Here is a 22,248-nt window from a genome sequence, read left to right as displayed (position 1 = left end):
AAACAGATGATCGAGTTTGAAAAACAGAAAGCAATTCAGATTGAAAAATTGAACAATAAAAAATTGCAGTTTTTTACCAATATTTCACATGAATTCAGAACTCCATTAACCTTGATTTTGAATCCTTTAGGAGATATTATCAAAAATAACAGCCAGCAACTTCCGGAAGGTGTACTGAATAAATTGCAAACGATTCAAAAAAGTTCTGACAGACTTTCCAGATTGATTAATGAGTTGATGGATTTTAATAAACTTCAGTTCAATAAAATGAATCTTCAGTTGCAATTGATTGAAGTTATTGGTTTTACAAGAGAAGTTGTGAGTTATTTTAATGAAGAAGCATTAAGTCGCGGAATTCAGTTGCAATTTGAATCCAATAAAACTTCACTGAAAGATTGGATCGACCCTAAAATGTTCGAAAAAATTATTTTTAATGTCGTTTCAAATGCTTTTAAAGTTACTCCGGATAATGGAAAAATTAAGGTGAAAATCATAATTAATAACGAACAAATTCATTTCCCTTTAATTGATTCATCAGATACGGCTCCTTATTTTTCAATAGTTGTTGAAGACACTGGTTCGGGATTGGATAAAAAAGATATTAAAAGAATTTTTGACCGTTTTTATCAGGTAAACAATTTGAACAAAGCTTATTATGGAAGTACAGGTATTGGCTTGGAAGTGGTTCGCGGATTTGTCGAATTGCATAAAGGAATAATTGAGGTTGAAAGTGAATTACGAGTAGGCACTATTTTTAAATTGCTGTTTCCACTTGGAAAGGAATTTTTTAATGAAAACGAAATATTGTTTGAAGAATATAAAAAGGAAAATAAAATAAGCTTCAAGCCAATTGTCGAAAAAGAGGAAATCCAATTGATTGATGATGAGGAACAACAAGACCGAATTTATACGGTTTTGATTGTTGAAGACAATGTAGAACTTCGAAATTATCTAAAAAGTGAACTCAAAAAAGAGTACAAAGTCATCGTTGCAGAAAATGGGCAAGTTGGTTTAGACTTAGCTCTGCAAAAATTGCCTGATCTGATTTTAACCGACGTGATTATGCCTGTTATGAATGGTTTGGAACTATGCAAAAACATAAAAGCCAATTTAAAAACAAGCCATATTCCTTTAATGATGTTGTCTGCAAAAGCCTTAGTTAAAGATAAATTGGAAGGAATTGATTCTGGTGCTGACATGTATTTAAGCAAACCTTTTGATATGGATATTTTGAGATCCAGCCTAGGACAATTGATTAATAGCAGACAAATTATGTTCAATAAATTCTATAACGGAATTACTTCAACAGCTAAAGAAAAAACGACGACTTTAGACAATGAATTCATAAAAAATGTCCTGAATTACATTAATGAAAATATTCGCGAAACCGAATTGAGCGTAGAAGTCTTGGCTTCGAATGTTTTTTTGAGCAGAAGCCAGTTGTATCGTAAAGTCAAGACTTTGACCGGCGTATCAGTCAATGAATTTATTCGGAATGTTCGTTTAGAAAAAGCTAAAGAACTAATAGAATTAGGAAATGACAATATAACGGAAATAAGTTATAAAGTAGGCTTCAGTTCGCCGTCTTATTTTACTAAATGTTATAAAGAAAAATTTGGATGCCTTCCAACACAAAAAGTAAGCAATAGTTAATTACATTAATTTTTCCTCTAAAAAAGACGAAGTATTTCGTCTTTTTTTTGCTTTAAATGGATCATATACGGTTTTTATAAACTAAATATTATGATGTCTTTAGCACCTCTTTTCTTTTTTTAAAAGAAGAAATATTGAGATCAATTTTATCATTTTCAGATTATGAAAAAGAAATTTATAAGTCATTTATTTTTTCTATATCCAAAAAATATGACGCAAAAATTGGCAATAATATATTTTTCATTTCAATTGATTAAGCGCTGTAAAACCCTGAATTTGCTATTTTTTTAACTGTCATGCTACAAATTTGATAGATTATGCATCAAATGTAGTATGTGAAATTTATGTTAACAATCTACTTTTGGTATAATCAAAATTAGAATAAACATGAAACAAATTACTAACAATCTTAAACCATTTAGAACATGAATTAAAACCATATTTATGTATTGCAAGCGGCTTTTTAAATTAAAAAATAAAGGACAATATCAATATCATAAATAACAAACAAAACTTTACAACCAACAATTATTTAACTAAAACAAAAAACCAATTATGAAGTTAAAATTAAAATTTGCAATAATCGCATTGCTGATGATAAGCTATCAGAATATGATGGCACAATCCAAGACCGTACAAGGTGTGGTAACAGATCCTTCGGGATTTCCATTACCTGGCGCCACCATAATTGTACAGGGTTCAAAAAATAGTGCATCAACAGACTTTGATGGTAAGTATTCTTTAAAAGGAGTTAATCCAACAGACAAAATAACATTTTCTTATGTTGGTTTAGTTACGCAAACGGTTGCAGTAGGAACTCGTACTACAATTGATGTTACATTAGTTGAGTCAGCACAAAACTTGCAAGAAGTTGTTGTTGCCTACGGTACACAAAAAAGAACTAAAGTGACTGGAGCAATTTCAACCGTTACCTCAAAAGATATTACGGCAGTTCCTATTACTAATGCAGAGTCTGCTTTACAAGGTAGAGCGACAGGTGTTACTGTTGTAAATGGAGCACCTGGTTCTAGCCCTACGGTTAGTATTCGTGGTTTGGCTACAATGGGAAACAGCACACCTTTATATGTAATCGATGGCGTATTAACTGGTAATTTATCAGGATTAAATCCTAGCGACATCGAGAGTATATCTGTTTTAAAAGATGCCTCAACGACAGCTTTATATGGTTCTAAAGCGTATAACGGTGTGGTTATGGTAACTACAAAAAAAGGAAAAAAGGAGCAGGTACCTTAAATTTTAGTACTTATGCAGGTTTTCAGAGAATTACTAAAAGATATGATGTTTTAAATACACAACAATATCTTAAATATGCAAAAGATTTAGGAAGTGACTTAACAGCAAGAGCGACAGAATTTGGCAATATAAATACAAATTGGCAAGACCAAATCTTTCAGGATGGTGTAATGCAGGATTACAATTTAAGTTTTTCAAACGGAACAGATAATTCTACTGGCCGTTATTCTGCTGGATATTTAAAGCAGGAAGGAGCTGTTATAAACACCGGTTTTGAGCGCTATTCTTTTAGAGCAAATAATACGCAAAACATCGGTAGATTGACTGTAGGAAGTAATATTGGAGTATCTTTTAGCAAGACTAATCCAGAACGTGCATCAGGAGGTAGAACATTATTGGAGCATGCTATCAAAATGGCGCCATACTTGCCTGTTTACAATGCAAACAATTTAGGAGGTTATCAAGGTCCTTCTACTGCTGATGGACAAGATGCTGAAAACCCAGTTCGTGTGGCAAATTTAGGATATCAGTACATTAAGGGTTTATCTATAATTGGAAACATCTACGCTGAAGTGGAAATCATTAAAGGATTGAAATTCAGATCACAAGTTGCTTTGGATTATTTTACAAATGAAGATCATACTTTTATTCCAAGCTACAGCGATGGTTCAGCTCATAAACAAGCTTATTCATCAACTGCAGAAACAAATTCTCAAGGTCAAACTATTGTTTTTGATAATAGTTTAACTTACAAAACTACCATTGCAGAAAAACATCACGTAGAAGCAGTAGGAGTAATTACTAAAATCGAGAATAAATTTCAGAATCTTGTAGCAAGTAGCCGTTACTATATTTCAGATGAAATTGATCAATTGAGACTTCAAGATGCAAATTTGGCATCAACAAGCAGTGAGACAAATAATTTAGGTTATGTTGCTCGTATTAATTACGACTACGACGATAAATATCTGTTTGCAATTTCAGGACGTAGAGATGCATCTTCTCGTTTTGGTTCTAATAATCGCTATGGTAATTTTTACTCAGTAGCTTTAGGTTGGAATATTGCAAAAGAAAGTTTCATGGCAAATTCCATCTTCAGCACATTGAAACTTAGAGCAAGTACCGGAACAACGGGTAATGACCTTATTGACAATTATCAGTACAGTGGAACTTTGGCGACAAATTATATTTATCCAATTAATGGAGCGGCGGCTTCAGGTGTTACCGCTGGTAGAGCTTCTAATCCAGATTTGAAATGGGAATCTAAAACGGATAGAAATATTGGTTTGGATTTTGGATTATTTGATGAAGCATTCACTGGAAGTTTTGAGTATTTCAACAATAAAGGCAGTGATATTCTTTTCGCAGTGCCGCTTCCTGCTTCTGTAGGTTCAGCTGGTGGAGGAACTCAGACTCAAAACATTGCCAATACAAAAGTACACGGATTTGAACTATCACTTGGCTACAATGATAGAAAAGGTGATTTTACATGGTCTGTTGTTGCGAATTTAGGAACAAGCAAAAACGAGGTAACGAGTTTGGCACCAGGTGTAACTAGCGTATTAGGAGGGCCGTCAGGAAGAGCTGGTTTAGAGAGTTTCTCAAGATTGGAAGTTGGCCAGCCATTGTTCTATTTCTGGGGTTATCAAACCAATGGAATTTATAAAAATCAGGCAGAAGTTGATGTTGCTTTTGGTCCTGGCCAAACTACAGTACAGCCAGGCGATATCAAATTTGTTGATAGAAACGGAGATAAAGTTATCAATTCAGATGATAAAACAAATATTGGGAATCCATATCCAGATTTTACATATGGTTTAAACCTTACTGCCGCATATAAAAAATTCGATTTCAACTGTTTCATAACTGGAGTTAGCGGTAATGACGTTTTTAATTCAAATAAATTTGATCTAGAAGGCATGCGGCGTTTATTTAATGCTAGTACAGATGTTTTAGACAGATCAATTGTTCAAAATGGAGTAGTTACCAACCCTTCGGCGACATTGCCTAGAGCACTTGGTGCGGGGCAAAACTGGTCATCTGCAAGTCAAAGATATGTTGAAGATGGTTCTTATACAAGGTTAAAAAATGTGACTCTTGGATATACTTTATCAGGAGACACTTTCGACAACCATTTTACAAACATACGCTTTTATCTAAGTGCGCAAAATCTTGTTACAATTACAAAGTACTCTGGCTTAGATCCTGAAATTGCTCGTGTAGATGCTAATGCAAATTCTGCTGGAATTGATATAGGAAGATACCCACAACCTAAATCAATAATTTTTGGACTTGATGTTACATTTTAATTTATAAAGATGATGAGAAAAATAAAATATACAGTTGCGATATTACTAGGAATTTTTACTATAAATTCTTGTAACGACAATGATTTAGAATTGAGCAATCCAAACGAGCTATCGCCGGAAACATACTTTAAAAGCGAAACTCAAGTACAGGCTTCAGTAAATGTTGCTTATGCAAACTTACAAACAAGAGGATTATATGCACGACACATTTTCTTTGCTTTAGATAATATGGCTCAAGAAAATAAAGGGAATCCACAGTTGGAAGGAAATAAAAAACCTTTTCTTGATTTCTCTTTTGATGCAAGTAGCGATATTATCCAATTTTATTGGGAAACCTGCTATTTAGGAATTTCCAAAGCGAATTTTGTTTTAGACAATGAAGATAAAATCAATGCTTTACCAAATTCAATTCTATCACAAGAGAAAAAGAATAAGTTTTTAGGAGAAGCTCATTTTTTAAGAGCATACTATTACTTTTTATTAGTCCCTCGTTTTGGAGATCTTCCAATTTATACAAAGCAAACTATCGTTGGTAATCCAAGAAGTCCTAAAGATGAAGTGTATAAATTGATTGTGTCTGATTTTGATTTTGCTTCTAAAAATCTATTGAGCAAAAATGTTGAAGACAAAGGAAGAGCAACAAAAGAAGCAGCTTTCGCTTACTTAGGGAAAGCGCTATTGTACCAAAAGAAATATGATGAAGCTTTGGTCGCTTTTAACAAAGTGACAGGATTTAGCTTAGAAACTAATTTCTATAACAATTTCATGGATGAGACAGAACATGGTCCTGAATCAATCTTCGAAATTGAATATGACGAAAAATTAGGAGTAGCTGATAAATGGGGTAGTGATACCGCTGGAGATGGTGTTGCTGAATCTACACTTAGAGGTCAGGAATATGGTAACCTAGGTTGGTACAATGTATATCCGTCTGATAATTTATTAGATGAATATGAGCCAGGCGACAAACGTTTTGGTGATACTTTTTACGTGCCGGGATCTAAATATAATAACGGAAACAACACGATGACAGTCGCTAATTTCTCTTCATCTGAAGGTTTAAGAAGAGCAGGCTGGAAAAAATATCAAAACTATTATAAACGTACTGACGAAAATCTTGATTCAAGCATCAACTTCAAAGTTATGCGTTATTCTGATGTCTTGCTTATGATGGCAGAATGTGAAAGCTTAAGATCGGGCGGTGTGCAAGCAACAGCGATTGGTTACATCAATCAGGTTCGTGCAAGAGCAGGTGTACCATTGTTGGCTACAACTCTTACAAAAGACCAAGTTTTTACAGCTCTTATCCACGAACGCAAAGTAGAATTGGCTGGCGAGCAAGTTCGTTTTGATGATATAATTAGATGGGGCATTGCTAGTACTCAATTAGCAGGAACTGGCTTTAAAGCTGGTAAAAGCGAATTGTGGCCAATACCAAATAGAGAAACGTCTTCAAATCCAAATATAAAACCAAGTAATAATAATCCTGGATATTAAATAAATTGAAGTTAGTTAGTTTAAGTTAAGTTAGTTAGTAGTTTGAGAAACAGCGCATGCAAGTGCGCTGTTTATCACTATTTTATATGTTGCAAAACCATTAAAATTTAGACACTTATAATTTACTGTTTTAGTATTAAAATACTTTTTTAAATACCACAGACCAGTTTTATTCAAAATGAAAAAAATTGCATCACTTTTTTTAATCGTAACGTTGTTTTACAATGTTTTAGGATTTTATATCATGTTTGCGGAACAACAAGAGCAAGTGTGGGTGACTGCTATGGAAAAAACTGAAGATATAAATTTTGAAGTTATCGAAATTCAGATTGATCCTTACGCATATGTCGTGGATTCAGGTTTTGAAGAGGTCAACGAAGATTTTACAATCGAAAATAAGACCTATCATGTTTTTAAGAAAAGAATTGTAAACAATGTTCTAAAATTATATTGTTTAAAAAATTACCATTTCAAAGTTTTTAGCAAGGATTTGAAAAAAATTGTCGACAGTCAAATTTTCGACACCTCTTCTAACAAAGAAAATCCAAGTAAAAAAATAATGAAATCTTTCATCACGGATTATATCCCTATTAATAATAAAATTGATTTGGTAGTTACGGCATCAAAAGCATTTTATGCGACCAAATTGTGTCCATATACACCCAAAAGCGACCTGCTTTCTGGGTATTTTACCACGGTTTCTCCTCCTCCGGATATGGTATAATATTTCTTTCACGTTAAAAATTTAAAAGATCTTGACTATTTAATCAGGTCCAGCAATTCAATCTTTGGTGTTGCCATAAGATGTATTGTGATTATTTAAATTTTTCAGTCAATTAGTGTACATAATTGATTAAGAAACTATTACATAACCATATAAACCTAACCAAAAATGAAATTATATAAATTTTTGTTTAAAGTGCTATTGTTTAGTGCTTTAAGCATATCTGCGTTTGCCCAGAACAAAGACAATAAAAAACAAGCTGAGCCAACAGGAACAAGCAATATGGCTTATAAATGGAGCGAAATTGCGATCAATGCAACGGCAAATGATACCGATAGATTCAAGCCAAGACCAACTGTTACTTCCCGTTTTTTAGGATTAACATTTGTTGCCATTTTTGATGCCTGGAGCCGTTATGATGAAAAGGCAATTCCCGTATATTTAAAAGATGCAGAAAGAAGACCTCAGAAAGAACAAACCTTAAAAAATAAAGAGATTGCTATTAGTTATGCCGCTTACAATGCATTGTGTGAATATTTTTTTCAGACAAAGAAATTTTTAAAGCATATATGATAGAATTAGGATTGGATCCTAATGATAAATCCCTTGATCCTAAAACACCAGTAGGGATAGGAAATTTAGCCGCCAAATCAGTAATTGAAGCCAGAAAACATGACGGTTCAAATCAATATGGAGAAGAAGATGGATCAAATGGAACTCCCTATTTTAACTATGTAAATTATAAGCCAGTAAACACTGCCGACGAAATGGTTGATGTAAATCACTGGCAACCAAAATATTTTTCAGATGGAAAAGGTGGAAAGTTCGCACCAGGTTGCATGACGCCATTTTGGGGTAAAGTAAAACCTGTTGGATTAAAAACTGGAGATCAGTTTCGTGCAATGTCACCACCTTCTTTAGATTCTGAACAACTAAAAAATGAAGTTAAAGAACTAATCGACTTGCAACATAATCTTACTAACGAACAAAAAGCATTAGTAGAATTTATGCGTGATGGTCCAAAATCAGTGCAACAAGCTGGACACTGGCTAAAATTTGCTCAAGATGTTTCAAGACGAGACAAGCACACGCTGGATCAGGATGTGAAAATGTTTTTTTATAATCAGGTGACGGCTATGGATTGTTTTATAGCATGCTGGGATACAAAAATGTTTTATGATTTTGCTCGTCCTTATGCTTTAGTGCATTATTATTTTAAAGACAAAACTATAAATGCTTGGGGCGGACCAGGTTTTGGAAATATAGATATGAAAGGGCAAGACTGGAGACCCTATTCGCCAGATATTTTTTTATGTCCTGCATTTCCCGGTTATGTTTCCGGACACAGTACAATTAGTGGTGGTCGCGGTGAAGCATTAAAACTATGGACAGGAAGCGACGCTTTTGGAGAGTCTGCAACAGTAAATGCGCCAGGATCAATGACAGAACCAGATAACGTCGGGAAACCTGTTGTACTAAAATTTCCAACATTTACAGAAACAGCAAATATGGCTGGAATTTCCAGAGTTATGGGAGGCTATCACATTCAGGCAGATAATGTTGAAGGACTTAAACTTGGAAGAAACGTAGCTCACGAGGTTTGGAAATTCTACAATTTTCATATCGGAAATAAAACTATAGATAAAATTACTTCAATTGAATAAGTGTTCCAATTTTAAAATGGAACTGATTTTTTCTGAAAATGTTTTAATTATGAAAATTAAGCCAGTAGTATTTTTATTGATAGTTTCTGTTTTGGCAGTTTCATGCGATTATTTTTCCAATCCGAATGACAAGATGATTAAGATTTTGGATGCGAGAAAAATGATGTATAATGTCAAGAGCAATCCTTTTGCCGCAAAGGCAGAAGTCGCCTATTATGATTCTATAATCAATAGTTCTGATGAAGGTTTTTTCAAATTATTCAACGAATTGAATAAAGGAAATGCTTTGCTGAAATTCGGAAAAGAAGCAGAATCTGTTTCAATTATGGAAAATGCCATCAAAAGAAAAAAGCGATTGATGGCAAAGATGATCCACAAGCGCTTAAATGTTTGGCAATTGCTTATATGAGACTGGGTGAGAAGCAAAATTGTGTCAATTACCACAATCCAGAATCGTGTATTATGCCTATTCAAAAAAATGGTATTCATACTATACGTCAGGGATCTCAAAACGCAATCGAAATTTATAAAAAGTTATTGGATTTAGATCCAAATGATTATGAATCAAGATGGTTGCTTAATATTGCTTACATGACATTAGGGGGTTATCCTTCAAGCGTTCCTCAAAAATGGCTGATACCTAATCTGAACAAAGACAACTCAGACTACCATATAAAACCGTTTTTGGATGTTGCGCCAAACGTGGGCATAAAAAGCAGAAATATGTCGGGCGGAGTAATTGTTGATGATTTCAATAATGATAATTATCTGGATATTCTTACTTCAGACTGGAGTTTGGATGGTGTGATGCATTACTATCAAAATGATCTAAAAGGAAAATTTTCAGATGTATCCAAAATTTCAGAAATAGGCAGATTTAAAGGCGGTCTGAATATGATCCAGGCAGATTATGACAATGACGGCGATGTTGATATTTTTGTTTTAAGAGGAGCTTGGATGCACAAATGCGGCAGACAACCCAACTCATTATTGCGCAACAACGGCGATGGCACTTTTACCGATGTTACTATTAAAAGTGGTCTATATTCTGAATTTCCTACTCAAGCCGGTAATTGGAATGATTTTAATAATGACGGCTATTTAGACTTATTTATTGGAAACGAGTCCTCTGATGATGGAGTATATCCTTCTGAATTGTATCTCAATAATCAAGACGGGACATTTACCAATGTTGCAAAAGAAGCAAAATGTGACATTATTGCTTTTATCAAAGGAGCAACATCCGCTGATTATGATAATGATGGCGATATTGATTTGTTTCTTTCCGGAATGAATAAAAAGAAGATATTATTAAAAAATATCGGACTTAAAAATGGCATTCCACAATTTAAAGACGTTACAGATGAAGCTGGTTTAGCAGGAATCAATGTCATGACTTTTCCAACTTGGTTTTGGGATTACGACAATGATGGCTGGCAGGATATTTTTGTATGCGGTTATCAGTACAACGGATCAATTGCCGCTGAGACTGCAATGGAAGCACTAAATATCCCGAATGGAAGCAGTAAAATGTACTTGTATCATAATAATCATGACGGTACTTTCTCTGATGTTTCAAAAGTATCGGGTCTGAGTAAAACTGTTTTTGCGATGGGTTCCAATTTTGGAGATTTTGATAATGATGGTTTTTTGGATATGTACCTAGGTACTGGAAATCCAGATTATAAATCCTTATCTCCTAATAAATTATTCAGAAATATGGGTAATGGAAAATTTGCTGATGTAACGGTTTCAAGTCGTATGGGGAATTTGCAAAAAGGACATGCCGTAGCGTTTAACGATCTTGATAACGACGGCGACAGCGATATTTTCATTGAAGTTGGAGGAGCTTATTTTGGAGATGCTTTCAATAATTCTTTATACCTGAACCCCGGCCAAAACAACAATCGCTGGATTAAGATTAAGCTCGAAGGTACAGAAAGCAATCGTTCTGCCATTGGTGCCAAAGTAAGAATAACTTTCAAAGAAAACGGCATTTCACGATCTGTGTACAGAATCTTAAATTCAGGGGGAAGTTTTGGAGCCTCGGCATTGCGAATGGAAATTGGAATTGGACAAGCTTCAATTATTGACCAAATTGAAATTATCTGGCCAAAAAATCAAAAAAAGCAAGTGTTTAAAAATGTAAAGCCTAATCAATTCATCAAAATAATTGAAGGCGAAAAAGAATTTTCAAACATAAATCTTAAAAAACTTTCTTTTCCTACGGCCGGAGCGAGATCGCCTATCTGTATGTAATAAAATGCTCGGAATTAGGAGGTTAATTCATTAGACAAATTGATAAATTTTAGAAACATAAAAATGAAAAACATAAATACGATAGCAGGTTTTTTGAGCATTGTGAGCTTACTAATACTTGCAAGCTGTTCTAAAGATTCTGATCAAAAGATCTTTACAACTTTAGATCGTTCTGATACAGGAATTGATTTCAGCAATAACCTGAAAGAAAATGATTCACTGAATTACTTTACCTACAACTATATTTATTTAGGAGGTGGAGTTGCAACAGGCGATATCAATAACGATGGTTTGGTTGATATTTATTTTACAGGAAATCAGGTTTCAAACAAATTATACTTAAACAAAGGAAATTTAAAATTTGAAGATATTACAGAAAAAGCTGGTGTAGGAGGCGATAGCCGTTGGTATACCGGAGTTACAATGGCCGATGTAAATGGAGACGGATTTTTAGATATTTATTGTAGCGTGGGAGGAAAATTTGGACCTAAAAACAATGAGCTATATATCAATAACGGAAACGGCACTTTTACAGAAAAAGCCAAAGAATACGGAATTGATGATATAGGAAACAGCGTTCAGGGAACTTTTTTGATTATGATAAAGATGGTGATCTAGATTTGTTTGTTGCCAATTATCCGCCTACGAAATTTAATTCTGCAACGGGTGATTATGTCCAAATGATGCTTCATGTCAAAGACAATGAATCTGGACATTTGTATCGAAATGATGGAAATCATTTTACGAATGTTACTGAACAAGCGGGTGTAAAAAACTATGGTTTGTCTTTAAGCGCAACAGTAGGCGATTTAAATAATGATGGCTGGCCCGATATCTATGTTTCAAATGACTTTAACTCACCAGATTTTTTATACATAAATAATCAGGACGGAACTTTTAAGGAAGTGGTAAAAGAAGCAATGGCGCATAATTCATTTTACGGAATGGGCGTTGATATTTCAGATTTCAATAACGATGGAAATTTAGATCTTTTTCAGGTTGACATGGACGCAAAGGACAATCGCCGTAAAAAGGCAAACATGTCCAGTATGAATCCAAAACTTTTTTGGGATGTAATTGATGCCGGTTTTAATTACCAATACATGCACAATTGTATGCAGTTAAATACAGGTGTTTATGAAAACGGGATTCCGCATTTTGGCAATGTATCGCGTATCACAGGAACATCTTCTACAGATTGGAGTTGGGGACCTTTATTTGCCGATTTTGATAACGACGGAAATAAAGATTTGTTTGTAACTAACGGAACAAGAAGGGAAATCAACAACAATGATTTCTTTCATAGCCTTGAAACGTTAAATTTAAAACCAAAAGATTTGCTGAAAAAATCACAGGAAATTCCATCTGAGAAAATCGATAATTTCATGTTTCAAAATAATGGAAATTTAAATTTTGAGCAGGCAAATAAAAAATGGGGAATTGAATATAAAGGTTTTTCAAACGGCGTTGCTTACGTTGATTTAGATAACGATGGCGACTTGGATATTGTAGTAAATAATATCGACGATTATGCATCAGTTTTCGAAAATTCAAGTTCAAAACTAAACAATTATGTCAAAGTCGATTTCAAAGGCAATTCAAAAAATGTTTATGGTCTTGGAAATCGTGTTTATGTGAGAACCAAAAAAGGAACTCAAATGCAAGAACTTACTTTAACAAGAGGTTTTCAGTCATCTGTTGCTCCTGAACTGCATTTTGGAGTGGGCAAGGAAAAAACAATAGACGAAGTAAAAGTAGTTTGGACAAATGGCAAAGTACAAAAACTAAACAATGTAAAAGCGAATCAAACACTTCATTTTAAAGAGCAAGATGCTAAAGAAGAACCAGTAGTGGCTACAACTTCTAAAAAGCAATTATTTGCAACTGAAACTAAGGTCTTCCCAGTTTTTAAACACGAAGAAAATAAATATGATGATTTTAAAGATCAGGTTTTACTGCCTCATAAAATGTCAACTTTTGGACCTGTGATTGCTGTTGGAGATTTGAATAAAGATGGTCTTGACGATTATTTCATTGGAGGTTCAGCAACTTATTCTGGAAAAATGTTTTTTCAGACTAAAAATGGTTTTGTCGAAAAGAATATTCCTGCATTGGAACTGGATAAAGCGAGTGAAGATACAGGAGCATTAATTTTTGATGCTGATAATGATGGAGATAACGATTTGTATGTAGTGAGTGGTGGTTACGAGTTTTTGATTAATGACCCAAAATTACAAGACAGATTATATATCAACAACGGAAAAGGTGATTTTGCCAAAGCTCCAGTCGGAGTATTGCCATCAATGTTGGTAAGTGGTTCAAAAGTGTATCCAATCGATTATGATAAAGATGGAAAGCAGGATCTTTTGGTTTTAGGAAGACAAGTTCCGGGACAATATCCTTCGCCAACAACAACTTATTTGTCGCATAACTTAAGCACTGCAACACAACCAAAATTTGAAATTTCTAAAAAAGCTCCTAAAGAATTCATTAATCTCGGAATGGCAACAAGTGCCGTAATTACAGATATCAATAATGATAAATTAGATGATATTATTGTTGTGGGCGAATGGATGCCTATCCGAATTTTTCAAAATTCAAAAGCAGGCTTCAAAGAAGTTACAAAAGACATGGGACTTAACGATGATACGACAGGCTGGTGGTGGAGTATTCAGCAAGGAGATTTTGACAAGGATGGCGACATGGATTATATCGTTGGGAACAACGGCTTGAATTACAAGTACAAAGCTACTCCAAACGAGACTTTTGACATTTTTGTGAAAGATTTTGACAACGATAAACACAAAGATATTGTGTTGAGTTATTATAATGATGGCAAGCAATATCCGGTGCGTGGACGTGGTTGTTCGTCACAACAGATTCCGAATATCAAGAAGAAATTCAAAGACTACGAAAGTTTTTCAGAAGCGACTCTGGTTGATGTTTATACCGAAAAATCACTTAAAGAAGCCTTGCATTACAAAGTGAAATCATTTGCCAGTATTTATTTGGAAAATAGGAACGGAAAATTTGTTATTCATGAACTGCCTGTTGAAGCACAGCTTAGCTGTATCAATCAAATAATGATAGATGATTATGACAAAGACGGAAATCTAGATGCGTTGATTACAGGAAACATGTACAATTCTGAAGTAGAAACTCCTCGAAACGATGCCGGTCATGGATTGTTTTTAAAAGGGAATGGAAAAGGAAAATTCAAATCGGTAACGGCAGTTGAAAGCGGATTTTTTACTCCGGGCGATGTTAAAAACATGGAAAAAATAAAAGTACAAGGAAAAACATATCTCTTAGTCACCAAAAACAATTCGTTTTTGCAAAGCGTCAGGATTAATTAAAGTAAATAGCAAGTCAAGAAAAAATTTCAGATCTCTGATTTCGGAGTGCAAGATTGACTTTTAAAAACAATACGTACAATGTCATTAAGACATTGTACGGAATTGTTTTTACACACATTTAATTAACTAATCCAAAACTTCAAAAAAAATGAAAACTACTTTTAACTCTTTCTATTTTTCATTGAGTGATAAAATAGGAAAACACGGTGTTTACTTAATGCGTATGGCTCTTGTCATCATTTATATTTGGTTTGGACTTCTTAAAATCTTCGACCTTAGTCCTGCAGGTGACATGGTGGCAAAAACGGTTTTTTGGTTAAAGCCAGAATTTTTATTCCAATTCTTGGAACTTGTGAAGTATGTATAGGATTGGGATTGCTCTTTAGAAAATTAATTCCGGTAACTATTGTGCTGTTATTATTGCATATGATGGCAACACTTTCCACTTTTTTTATTCTAAAATCCAGCTGTTTTGAAATCTTTCCTTATGAACCAACATTGGCAGGTCAATATGTTATCAAAAATATTGTTTTGGTAGCAGGCGCACTGGTTATTGCAGGCAAATACAACGAAGAGTATTATATAGCAATGAGTTTGAAAAAAGAACGCGAAAAATTTACCGCAAATACTGCTATTCAGAATCAGCAAATGCTGAATGAATAAACAGAAAACAAACTATTAACTAACAGAACAAATTGAAAAATGAAAAAAATATACTTGTGCTGTCTCTTCCTAATTCCCGTTATGATGAGCGCACAAACTGATATAGATGCGCTTATGATGAAGAAAAATGATTTTTGCTTTGGAGCGGTTTATCAATACAGTAGCTGGGATAAATATTGGGAGGGAACCTTTAAAAGAGAAAATCTTAACCTTGGAACGGTATCTGCGCAAGGTCCTGCTTTTATGGGAGATTATGGAATATTAGATAAGTTAAATTTTCTTTTAACTGTTCCTTATGTTGAAACAAAAGCGACCGCTGGAACTATGAAAGGTCAAAAAGGAATACAGGATTTTACTTTCACTCTAAAATACATGCCAGTTAAAAAAATATTGGTAATATCAAGTATTCATTAATTGTTTTAGGAAGTTACTCGACGCCGGGATCAGACTATGCCGCTGATTATTTGCCATTAAGCCTTGGTCTTGGAAGCAATACTGGAACACTTCGATTGATGGGAGATGTCCAGTATAAGCATTTTTTTGCCACTTTATCTGGAGCTTATCTAAAAAGAGCTAATATAACAATTGATCGAAATTCATATTTAGACAATGAAATTCATTATACCAATGAAGTAAATATGCCGGATGTTATAAATGTCAATTTTAGATTCGGATACCGTTCCTCAAAACTTATTGCAGAAGCTATTATGGACAATTCAGTTACACAATCTGGAGGTTTTGATATTACAAAAAACAACATGCCTTTCCCAAGCAATACTATGAATGCTTTCAAATTGGGTGTAAATGGAAAATATACGGTTATAAAACAACCTGAATTAGCCATTGTTGGTGGCTATAATGTAGTAACAGAAGGAAGAAATGTTGGAGAAGCAACTTCATTCTATGGAGGTGTTTTTTATCTGATTAATTTTAATAAGAAAAGCAAGTAAGATGAAAAAGAGTATTCAAAAAATAGTATTTAAAAGTCTGATGTTTTTAAGTTTTGCAGTTGGACTAATGTATTCTTGCGATGATGACATTACACAACGTAATGAAGAATTTCCACAATTAAACCCAAAAAATACAGATGCTGAAGCTGGCACTTGGAAAACATATCTTTTGACTGCACCAGATGAATTTTCAATAGACGCACCCGTGGCGACAAATTCAGCCGCATATACGAGAGAAATTAATGAAATAAAGAGTTTTCAGGTTGCTATTACAAAAGAACAAAAAAGAATAATAGAGTATTGGAGTGCCGGCAGTGTGCTTCGTTGGAATGAAATTTTGCGAACTTTGGTCGCACGACACAATCGTCCACCGTATCAAAATGAAGATGGAACGTATCCAGCACCTTCAGCGACAAATCCGTTTGCTTATCCTCAATTTCCATTTTCTAATCCTCCTTATGCGGCGAGAGCTTATGCGTATGTAAGCGCCGCTCAATACGATGCTCTCGTTGCCGCTTGGCATTTTAAAAAGCTTTACAACAGAGCGACACCTTATACTGTTGATCCGAGTTTGCAGGTTCTAATTCCTAAAAGCACTTTGCCATCTTATCCTTCAGAAGATGCTGTAGTGACGGGAGTTACCGTTGAACTTTTGAAATTATTATTTCCAACTGAAATCGCTTATGTAAACGAAAAAGCCGAAGAAGAAAAATTATATCGCATTATCAGTGGTGCCAATGTTCGCTCTGATGTTGATGCCGGAATAATTTTAGGAAGAAAGGTTGCGGCAAAATTCATCACTCGTGCTTCAACAGATGGAGCGGGAGCAACTATTGGTACGCCAGCAATTTGGGCGAGCATTTGAAACTGAAACTGAAGCAAAAGGAGAAATTCCGTGGAAATCATTAGAAGTACCGGCAAGACCTCCAATGTTGCCATTATTCGGAAAAGTAAAATCATTTTTAATGACAGAAGCTGATGTTGTTGCAAATCGTCCGCCTGCACCGCCATCCACAAAATCTGAAGCTTTTGCCAAAGAATTAGCCGAGATTAAAAGTTTCAGTCAGGACAAGTCTCGTGAACATTTGGAAATTGTTAGTTTTTGGGCTGATGGTGTAGATACCTATACGCCTCCTGGACATTGGAACGCTATTGCTTCTGAAACTTTTGTGCAACAGTCCTACAGCGAAGTGCGCTGGGCCAGAAATTTAGCCTTGTTGAATGTCGCGATGATGGATGCTCGCAATTAGTTGTTGGGATGCAAAATACGTTTATTTCAATCCACGTCCGTGTCAAATGGATCCTTCGATTAAAACAACTACTGGAGTACCAAATTTTCCAGCTTATGTTTCTGGTCATTCGACTTTTAGCGTCGCTGCCAGTACAGTTTTATCGCATTTTGTTCCTGCTAAAAAAACTGAATATGAAGCAATGGCGCTAGAAGCATCAAATTCACGAATGTATGGCGCTATTCATTACAGAAGTGATTGTGAAAAAGGATTAACGCTTGGTAAAAAAGTGGCTGGTTTTGCCCTTGCAAGAGCTATGGCTGATGGAGCCGAATAATAGAAAAAGATTATTTTGCATACTGCTATTTTCCATTTAAAACCCGACAAGTTTCTAAAACTTTTCGGGTTCTATTTTTCATTGCAATCTTTTTATATCAAAAATAATATGCAAAGATTTTTTTAAGAAGCGATTATTTGAAATGACGAAAATAGAAATGAAGAGCAATAGAAATTCTTCTTTGATCAGGTATCGAATTTTGATCAAGTTGCTTCATTTATGATAGAAAATGCACGATTTGTAGGAGTCTAAAATATGGTATTGCTTTACTTTTGGGGGCTTGTTAAAAGAATTTATTTCCGTTGATTCTAATTTATCAACACTCAATTTAATCAAACCGTTTTTCTAAAAATAGATAAAATGAAATTTAAAATTAAAGCCATTATGTTGTTTTCACTATTCTTTCAAAATGCCTTTTCGCAAACTGATGCGGCAACAGAAAAGAAGATTATACATTTAATTGAAAAAATGACTTTGAAAGAAAAAGTAGGAATGCCGCATGGCAACTCTAAATTTTATACTTCAGAAGTCAAACATCTTGGAATTCCCGAATGGGCATTGTCAGATGGTCCACATGGAGTCAGAGCAGAAATGAATCGTCATAATTGGCAATATACTGGGCAAACAGATGATGCTTCTACTTCTTTCCCTCCGGGAACTGCAATGGCGACAAGCTGGAATTTAGATTTGGCAAAACAGCGCGGTATCGTTTTGGGTGAAGAAGCCCGTTTTCGTAAAAAAGATGTTTTGCTCGGACCCGGAATCAATATTATTCGTTCTCCGCTTTGTGGACGAAACTTTGAATATTTGAGCGAAGATCCATTTCTTATTTCTCAACTTTCAATAAGTTATATCAAAGCTTTGCAGACTCAGGATGTTGTCGCTTGCGTGAAGCATTTTGTAGCAAATAACCAAGAAGAAAATCGTTTTGTTATTGATGTTAATATGAGCGAACGTGCTTTTCGCGAAATTTATTTACCTGGTTTCAAATCGTCGATTGTTGATGCTGGAGTATTGGGAGTTATGGGAGCCTATAACAAATTTAGGGGTGAATACTGCACCGAAAATACTTATTTAGGCCGAACAATTCTTAGGGATGAATTCAAATTCAAAGGCGTTTATATGTCGGATTGGGATGCTGTGCATAGTACTGAAAAAGCGGCATTAGCTGGTTTAGATTTGGAAATGGGAACTGAAAAAGAAAATTATGATGAATGGTATTTTGCAGATCCACTCATTAAGGCAGTACAGGAAGGACACATAAAAGAAAGTGTAGTAGATGAGAAAGTAGCGAATATTTTACGAGTTATGATTAAAACCAAAGTTTTAGATCCTAAAACACGAATAACAGGTTCTATAAATACAAAAGAACACCAGCAAGCCGCTTATCGCTCTGCTGTCGAAGCGGTTGTTCTATTAAAAAATGAAAATCAAACTTTGCCTTTAAATATGAGTGCTTTAAAATCGGTTGCAATTATTGGAGATAATGCGACGCGCACGCATTGTGGTGGCGGATTTAGTTCGGAAATAAAAGCGTTATATGAAGTAACGCCACTTCAGGCTATTACCGAAAAATATGGAAAATCGTTGCAAATAAATTTTTCGCAAGGATATGAAAAACAATCGCATGTTGTGGAAAGGAGCAGTAATGGCCAATTAAATACAGATAAAGTAGATTGGAAATTAATTGACGAAGCTGTAGCTCAAGCGAAAAAATCGGATGTAGCGATTGTTTTTGCAGGCTTAAATCATGATTTTGATTCTGAATCATTTGATAGACTTCACATGCGTTTGCCTTACGGACAGGAAACTTTAATTCAGCAGGTAGCAAAAGCAAATCCTAAAACCATTGTTGTGATTATTGCCGGTTCTCCACTTGAACTTGCAGGAATAGCATCTTCCGTGCCTGCTTTAGTTTGGGGTTGGTACGGCGGAATGGAAGCTGGAAATGCCATAATCGACGTATTAAGCGGCAAAGAATTTCCTTCGGGAAAACTTCCTTTTACCATTCCTGTAACTTTGAGCCAGTCACCAGCCCATGCTTTAGGGGCTTATCCTGGTCATGATTTGAAGGTAAATTATGAGGAAGATATTTTGGTAGGTTATCGTTGGTTTGATACCAAAGGCATTGAACCTCAATATCCTTTTGGATATGGATTATCTTATACTTCTTTCGAAATCTCAAATGTTGCTTCAGATAAAAAAGTCTATAGTTTAAATGATGAAATAGTATTGAAATTTGATATTAAAAATACAGGAAAAACAAATGGAGCAGAAGTTGTTCAATTATATGTGGGACAAACAAATGCGTCAGTCTTAAGGCCAAAAAAGGAATTAAAAGCATTTGATAAAATATTTCTGAAGGCAGAAGAAAGCAAAACCATTGATCTAAAAGTAAAGGTTAAAGATCTGGCTTTTTACGATGAGAAAACTTCCAGCTGGAAAGTTGAAACTGGTGAATTTGTACTTTATACGGCTACATCAGCGAAAGATATCGTAAGTAGTCTGAAGATTATGGTACAATGATCAACATTAAAAAAATTAAAATTATGACAGTGTTTTATGACTGTCATAATTTTAATTTTATCTTCTTTCTCTTAAGTCATTTTCGATCTGAATTTCCATTTTTTTATCTATTTTGTAAAAGCACAACATAACAGCGCTTATAATAAAAATAAAGCCCGGATAAATACTGATAGAAAGTTTAATTCCTTCGACTGCGACCGGAACCTGATTAACTTCTTCGGCTACATAACCGTATTTAGATAAAAATGCGGCGCCCAATGCACCACCAATACTAATTCCAATTTTTAATCCAACAAGCATGGCCGAAAAGACGGTAGCAGTTGCTCTTCGATGGTTTTTCCATTCGCTATAATCTGCCACATCAGCAATCATAGCCCACAATAAAGGAATGGTAACACCATAAATAAATCCGTGCGCTAATTGCGTCAGAAAAACGATCTCAATAGCTGTTCGGCTGTAAAAATTAAAAAGCAACAGACTTATAGCAGACAAAAAAATAAAACTGATGTAAATGTTTCTTTTTCCAAAGGCATCTGCGAGTGATTTCGAAAATAAAATGCCCAAAATCATAAAAAGAATTCCGCCCGCATTAAAAAGGCTAAATGCAGAAGTAGCAACATCCTTTGGCCATTGAAAATCAACTAATCCCATGGTTGTCAATGAAGTATTCAGATCATGAATAAATGCTGTAAAACCAATATCATTCAAAAAGACGGTTTGAGCGACTGAATCTAAATAATATTTAAAATAAAACACATACATCCCGCCTTTTAAGGACAAGGTTATAAAAACTAAAATTGTGACCAGCAACATAACGAGCCAAGGACCGTTTTTAGACAAATCAATAAAATCCTGCTTTACTGAAGATTCTTGGTTTTTTGATGGTAGAATTCTTTCTTTGGTTGTAAAAAAAGTGATCAGCAAACAAATTGTGCCTATTACAGCAAATAAAATCATCGTATTTTTAAAACCAACTGCTTTATCACCATGACCAAAAATCAAGACTAAGGGCAATAAAAGGGACTGAATCACAAATTGAGCAATCAATACTGCGACAAAACGATAAGAAGAGAGGCTGTTTCTTTCTTTCATATCACCCGTCAAAACGCCACTTAAGGCTACATAAGGCAAGTTGTTTGCTGAATAAATCAGTACAAGGAAAAAATAAGTCAATAAAGTGTAAATAATTTTGCCGGTTTCAGAAAAATTTGGCGTTAAAAAAGTAAGAACAGAGCCAATTCCAAAGGGTAATGCGGTCCATAAAATCCAAGGTCTGAATTTTCCCCATTTTGTTTGGGTACGATCAGCAACAATACCCATAAAAATATTAAAGAAAGCACCGATAAAACCGCCAATAAAAATAATAATACTTGCTGTACCGGCAGGAATCTTATAGACATCTGTATAAAAGAAGGCTAAAAAAGTAAGCAAAGTTTGAAAAATCAAATTTGCTCGCAAAATCTCCCAAACCGTAGCCTATTTTTTCTAACACAGAAAGTTTTTCAGATGTTTTACTCCTACTTACGTATTGTTTTTTACTTCTATCAGTGAAATGGTTTATAGTCAAAATAGTACTGAGTTTTTTCATTTGCAAAAATTTCCTTCCTTTTAATAATTCGAATAAAATGCTACTTGTAAAAATACCTCGAAAGTTGAAATAAGATTGTCACTTTTGAAGCCTTTAATAGAACATTTGAAGCATTCTTTTGTTTCGATAAATCTTTTAAATATAAATTGCTATTTTCGCTTCATAAGTTTCTAAAAACTCCTGCAACCCAAGTCATTATTTACACTTTTACAATTTATTTATATGCGTATTCAATACCT

18 protein-coding genes and 1 pseudogene are annotated in these 22,248 nt (G+C 34.5%); 18 read left to right on the top strand and 1 reads right to left on the bottom strand.

Annotation, left to right across the window (positions count from 1 at the left end; translation table 11 throughout):
- Positions 1–6 precede the first annotated feature (6 nt).
- The 18 genes and pseudogenes from ACQ9BO_RS20035 (at position 7) to ACQ9BO_RS19950 (ending at position 20,421) form a co-directional block, all read left to right on the top strand.
- Entirely contained in the window at positions 7–1,653 is a 1,647-nt protein-coding gene (locus tag ACQ9BO_RS20035; protein WP_431242187.1) for a response regulator, read from the top strand.
- A 555-nt stretch (positions 1,654–2,208) separates the two neighbouring features.
- Complete coding sequence (locus tag ACQ9BO_RS20030) at positions 2,209–2,907, top strand: TonB-dependent receptor plug domain-containing protein (protein ID WP_431242186.1); 699 nt, start codon at positions 2,209–2,211, stop codon at positions 2,905–2,907.
- A 29-nt stretch (positions 2,908–2,936) separates the two neighbouring features.
- Positions 2,937–5,216 (top strand): SusC/RagA family TonB-linked outer membrane protein, encoded by a 2,280-nt coding sequence (locus tag ACQ9BO_RS20025; protein WP_431245176.1) that lies wholly within the window; start codon positions 2,937–2,939, stop codon positions 5,214–5,216.
- 9 nt (positions 5,217–5,225) lie between these two features.
- Positions 5,226–6,713: a RagB/SusD family nutrient uptake outer membrane protein gene (locus ACQ9BO_RS20020; protein WP_431242185.1), complete on the top strand. Its 1,488-nt coding sequence runs from the start codon at positions 5,226–5,228 to the stop codon at positions 6,711–6,713.
- A 178-nt stretch (positions 6,714–6,891) separates the two neighbouring features.
- Positions 6,892–7,437, top strand: a complete 546-nt coding sequence (locus tag ACQ9BO_RS20015; RefSeq protein WP_431242184.1) for a hypothetical protein — start codon at positions 6,892–6,894, stop codon at positions 7,435–7,437.
- A 168-nt stretch (positions 7,438–7,605) separates the two neighbouring features.
- Positions 7,606–8,171: pseudogene (locus ACQ9BO_RS20010) on the top strand (DUF6851 domain-containing protein); the annotation flags it as partial.
- 33 nt (positions 8,172–8,204) lie between these two features.
- Positions 8,205–9,101 carry a vanadium-dependent haloperoxidase gene (locus ACQ9BO_RS20005; protein WP_431245175.1) on the top strand — a complete coding sequence of 299 codons (897 nt, stop codon included), beginning with the start codon at positions 8,205–8,207 and terminating at the stop codon, positions 9,099–9,101.
- A 49-nt stretch (positions 9,102–9,150) separates the two neighbouring features.
- A complete protein-coding gene (locus tag ACQ9BO_RS20000; protein ID WP_431242183.1) occupies positions 9,151–9,510 on the top strand; it encodes a hypothetical protein in 360 nt (119 codons plus the stop codon).
- A gap of 53 nt (positions 9,511–9,563) precedes the next feature.
- Positions 9,564–11,360, top strand: coding sequence for an FG-GAP-like repeat-containing protein (locus ACQ9BO_RS19995; RefSeq protein WP_431242182.1), 1,797 nt, complete (start codon positions 9,564–9,566; stop codon positions 11,358–11,360).
- A 63-nt stretch (positions 11,361–11,423) separates the two neighbouring features.
- The gene (locus tag ACQ9BO_RS19990) at positions 11,424–11,978 is read left to right on the top strand and encodes an FG-GAP repeat domain-containing protein (protein ID WP_431242181.1); all 555 of its coding nucleotides are present in this window, start codon (positions 11,424–11,426) and stop codon (positions 11,976–11,978) included.
- 2 nt (positions 11,979–11,980) lie between these two features.
- The gene (locus ACQ9BO_RS19985) at positions 11,981–14,716 is read left to right on the top strand and encodes a VCBS repeat-containing protein (protein WP_431242180.1); all 2,736 of its coding nucleotides are present in this window, start codon (positions 11,981–11,983) and stop codon (positions 14,714–14,716) included.
- A 312-nt stretch (positions 14,717–15,028) separates the two neighbouring features.
- Positions 15,029–15,379: a hypothetical protein gene (locus ACQ9BO_RS19980; RefSeq protein ID WP_431242179.1), complete on the top strand. Its 351-nt coding sequence runs from the start codon at positions 15,029–15,031 to the stop codon at positions 15,377–15,379.
- Positions 15,380–15,418: 39 nt separating this feature from the next.
- A complete protein-coding gene (locus ACQ9BO_RS19975; RefSeq protein WP_431242178.1) occupies positions 15,419–15,793 on the top strand; it encodes a hypothetical protein in 375 nt (124 codons plus the stop codon).
- Between the two features lie 50 nt (positions 15,794–15,843).
- A complete protein-coding gene (locus ACQ9BO_RS19970; RefSeq protein ID WP_431242177.1) occupies positions 15,844–16,329 on the top strand; it encodes a hypothetical protein in 486 nt (161 codons plus the stop codon).
- 1 nt (position 16,330) lies between these two features.
- Positions 16,331–17,194 carry a hypothetical protein gene (locus ACQ9BO_RS19965; RefSeq protein ID WP_431242176.1) on the top strand — a complete coding sequence of 288 codons (864 nt, stop codon included), beginning with the start codon at positions 16,331–16,333 and terminating at the stop codon, positions 17,192–17,194.
- Positions 17,145–17,579 (top strand): hypothetical protein, encoded by a 435-nt coding sequence (locus tag ACQ9BO_RS19960; RefSeq protein ID WP_431242175.1) that lies wholly within the window; start codon positions 17,145–17,147, stop codon positions 17,577–17,579. The genes ACQ9BO_RS19965 and ACQ9BO_RS19960 overlap by 50 nt, the downstream gene beginning before the upstream one ends.
- On the top strand, positions 17,566–17,895 hold the full coding sequence (locus ACQ9BO_RS19955; protein WP_431242174.1) for a phosphatase PAP2 family protein: 330 nt from the start codon (positions 17,566–17,568) through the stop codon (positions 17,893–17,895). The genes ACQ9BO_RS19960 and ACQ9BO_RS19955 overlap by 14 nt, the downstream gene beginning before the upstream one ends.
- 360 nt (positions 17,896–18,255) lie before the next feature.
- The gene (locus ACQ9BO_RS19950) at positions 18,256–20,421 is read left to right on the top strand and encodes a beta-glucosidase family protein (RefSeq protein ID WP_431242173.1); all 2,166 of its coding nucleotides are present in this window, start codon (positions 18,256–18,258) and stop codon (positions 20,419–20,421) included.
- 57 nt (positions 20,422–20,478) lie between these two features.
- Here the strand turns inward: ACQ9BO_RS19950 and ACQ9BO_RS19945 are convergent, their stop codons facing one another.
- The gene (locus ACQ9BO_RS19945; RefSeq protein WP_431242172.1) at positions 20,479–21,852 is read right to left on the bottom strand and encodes an MFS transporter; all 1,374 of its coding nucleotides are present in this window, start codon (positions 21,850–21,852) and stop codon (positions 20,479–20,481) included.
- Positions 21,853–22,248: the final 396 nt, after the last annotated feature.

Source organism: Flavobacterium sp. P21, assembly GCF_050632225.1.
Taxonomy (GTDB): domain Bacteria; phylum Bacteroidota; class Bacteroidia; order Flavobacteriales; family Flavobacteriaceae; genus Flavobacterium.
This window is presented reverse-complemented; position numbering and strand designations above follow the sequence as displayed.

Coding starts and splice junctions, on each gene's coding strand:
- ACQ9BO_RS20035 (WP_431242187.1), top strand. CDS start 7: ATGATCGAGTTTGAAAAACAGAAAGCAATTCAGATTGAAAAATTGAAC.
- ACQ9BO_RS20030 (WP_431242186.1), top strand. CDS start 2,209: ATGAAGTTAAAATTAAAATTTGCAATAATCGCATTGCTGATGATAAGC.
- ACQ9BO_RS20020 (WP_431242185.1), top strand. CDS start 5,226: ATGATGAGAAAAATAAAATATACAGTTGCGATATTACTAGGAATTTTT.
- ACQ9BO_RS20015 (WP_431242184.1), top strand. CDS start 6,892: ATGAAAAAAATTGCATCACTTTTTTTAATCGTAACGTTGTTTTACAAT.
- ACQ9BO_RS20005 (WP_431245175.1), top strand. CDS start 8,205: ATGGTTGATGTAAATCACTGGCAACCAAAATATTTTTCAGATGGAAAA.
- ACQ9BO_RS20000 (WP_431242183.1), top strand. CDS start 9,151: ATGAAAATTAAGCCAGTAGTATTTTTATTGATAGTTTCTGTTTTGGCA.
- ACQ9BO_RS19995 (WP_431242182.1), top strand. CDS start 9,564: ATGCCTATTCAAAAAAATGGTATTCATACTATACGTCAGGGATCTCAA.
- ACQ9BO_RS19990 (WP_431242181.1), top strand. CDS start 11,424: ATGAAAAACATAAATACGATAGCAGGTTTTTTGAGCATTGTGAGCTTA.
- ACQ9BO_RS19975 (WP_431242178.1), top strand. CDS start 15,419: ATGAAAAAAATATACTTGTGCTGTCTCTTCCTAATTCCCGTTATGATG.
- ACQ9BO_RS19965 (WP_431242176.1), top strand. CDS start 16,331: ATGAAAAAGAGTATTCAAAAAATAGTATTTAAAAGTCTGATGTTTTTA.
- ACQ9BO_RS19960 (WP_431242175.1), top strand. CDS start 17,145: ATGGAGCGGGAGCAACTATTGGTACGCCAGCAATTTGGGCGAGCATTT.
- ACQ9BO_RS19955 (WP_431242174.1), top strand. CDS start 17,566: ATGCTCGCAATTAGTTGTTGGGATGCAAAATACGTTTATTTCAATCCA.
- ACQ9BO_RS19950 (WP_431242173.1), top strand. CDS start 18,256: ATGAAATTTAAAATTAAAGCCATTATGTTGTTTTCACTATTCTTTCAA.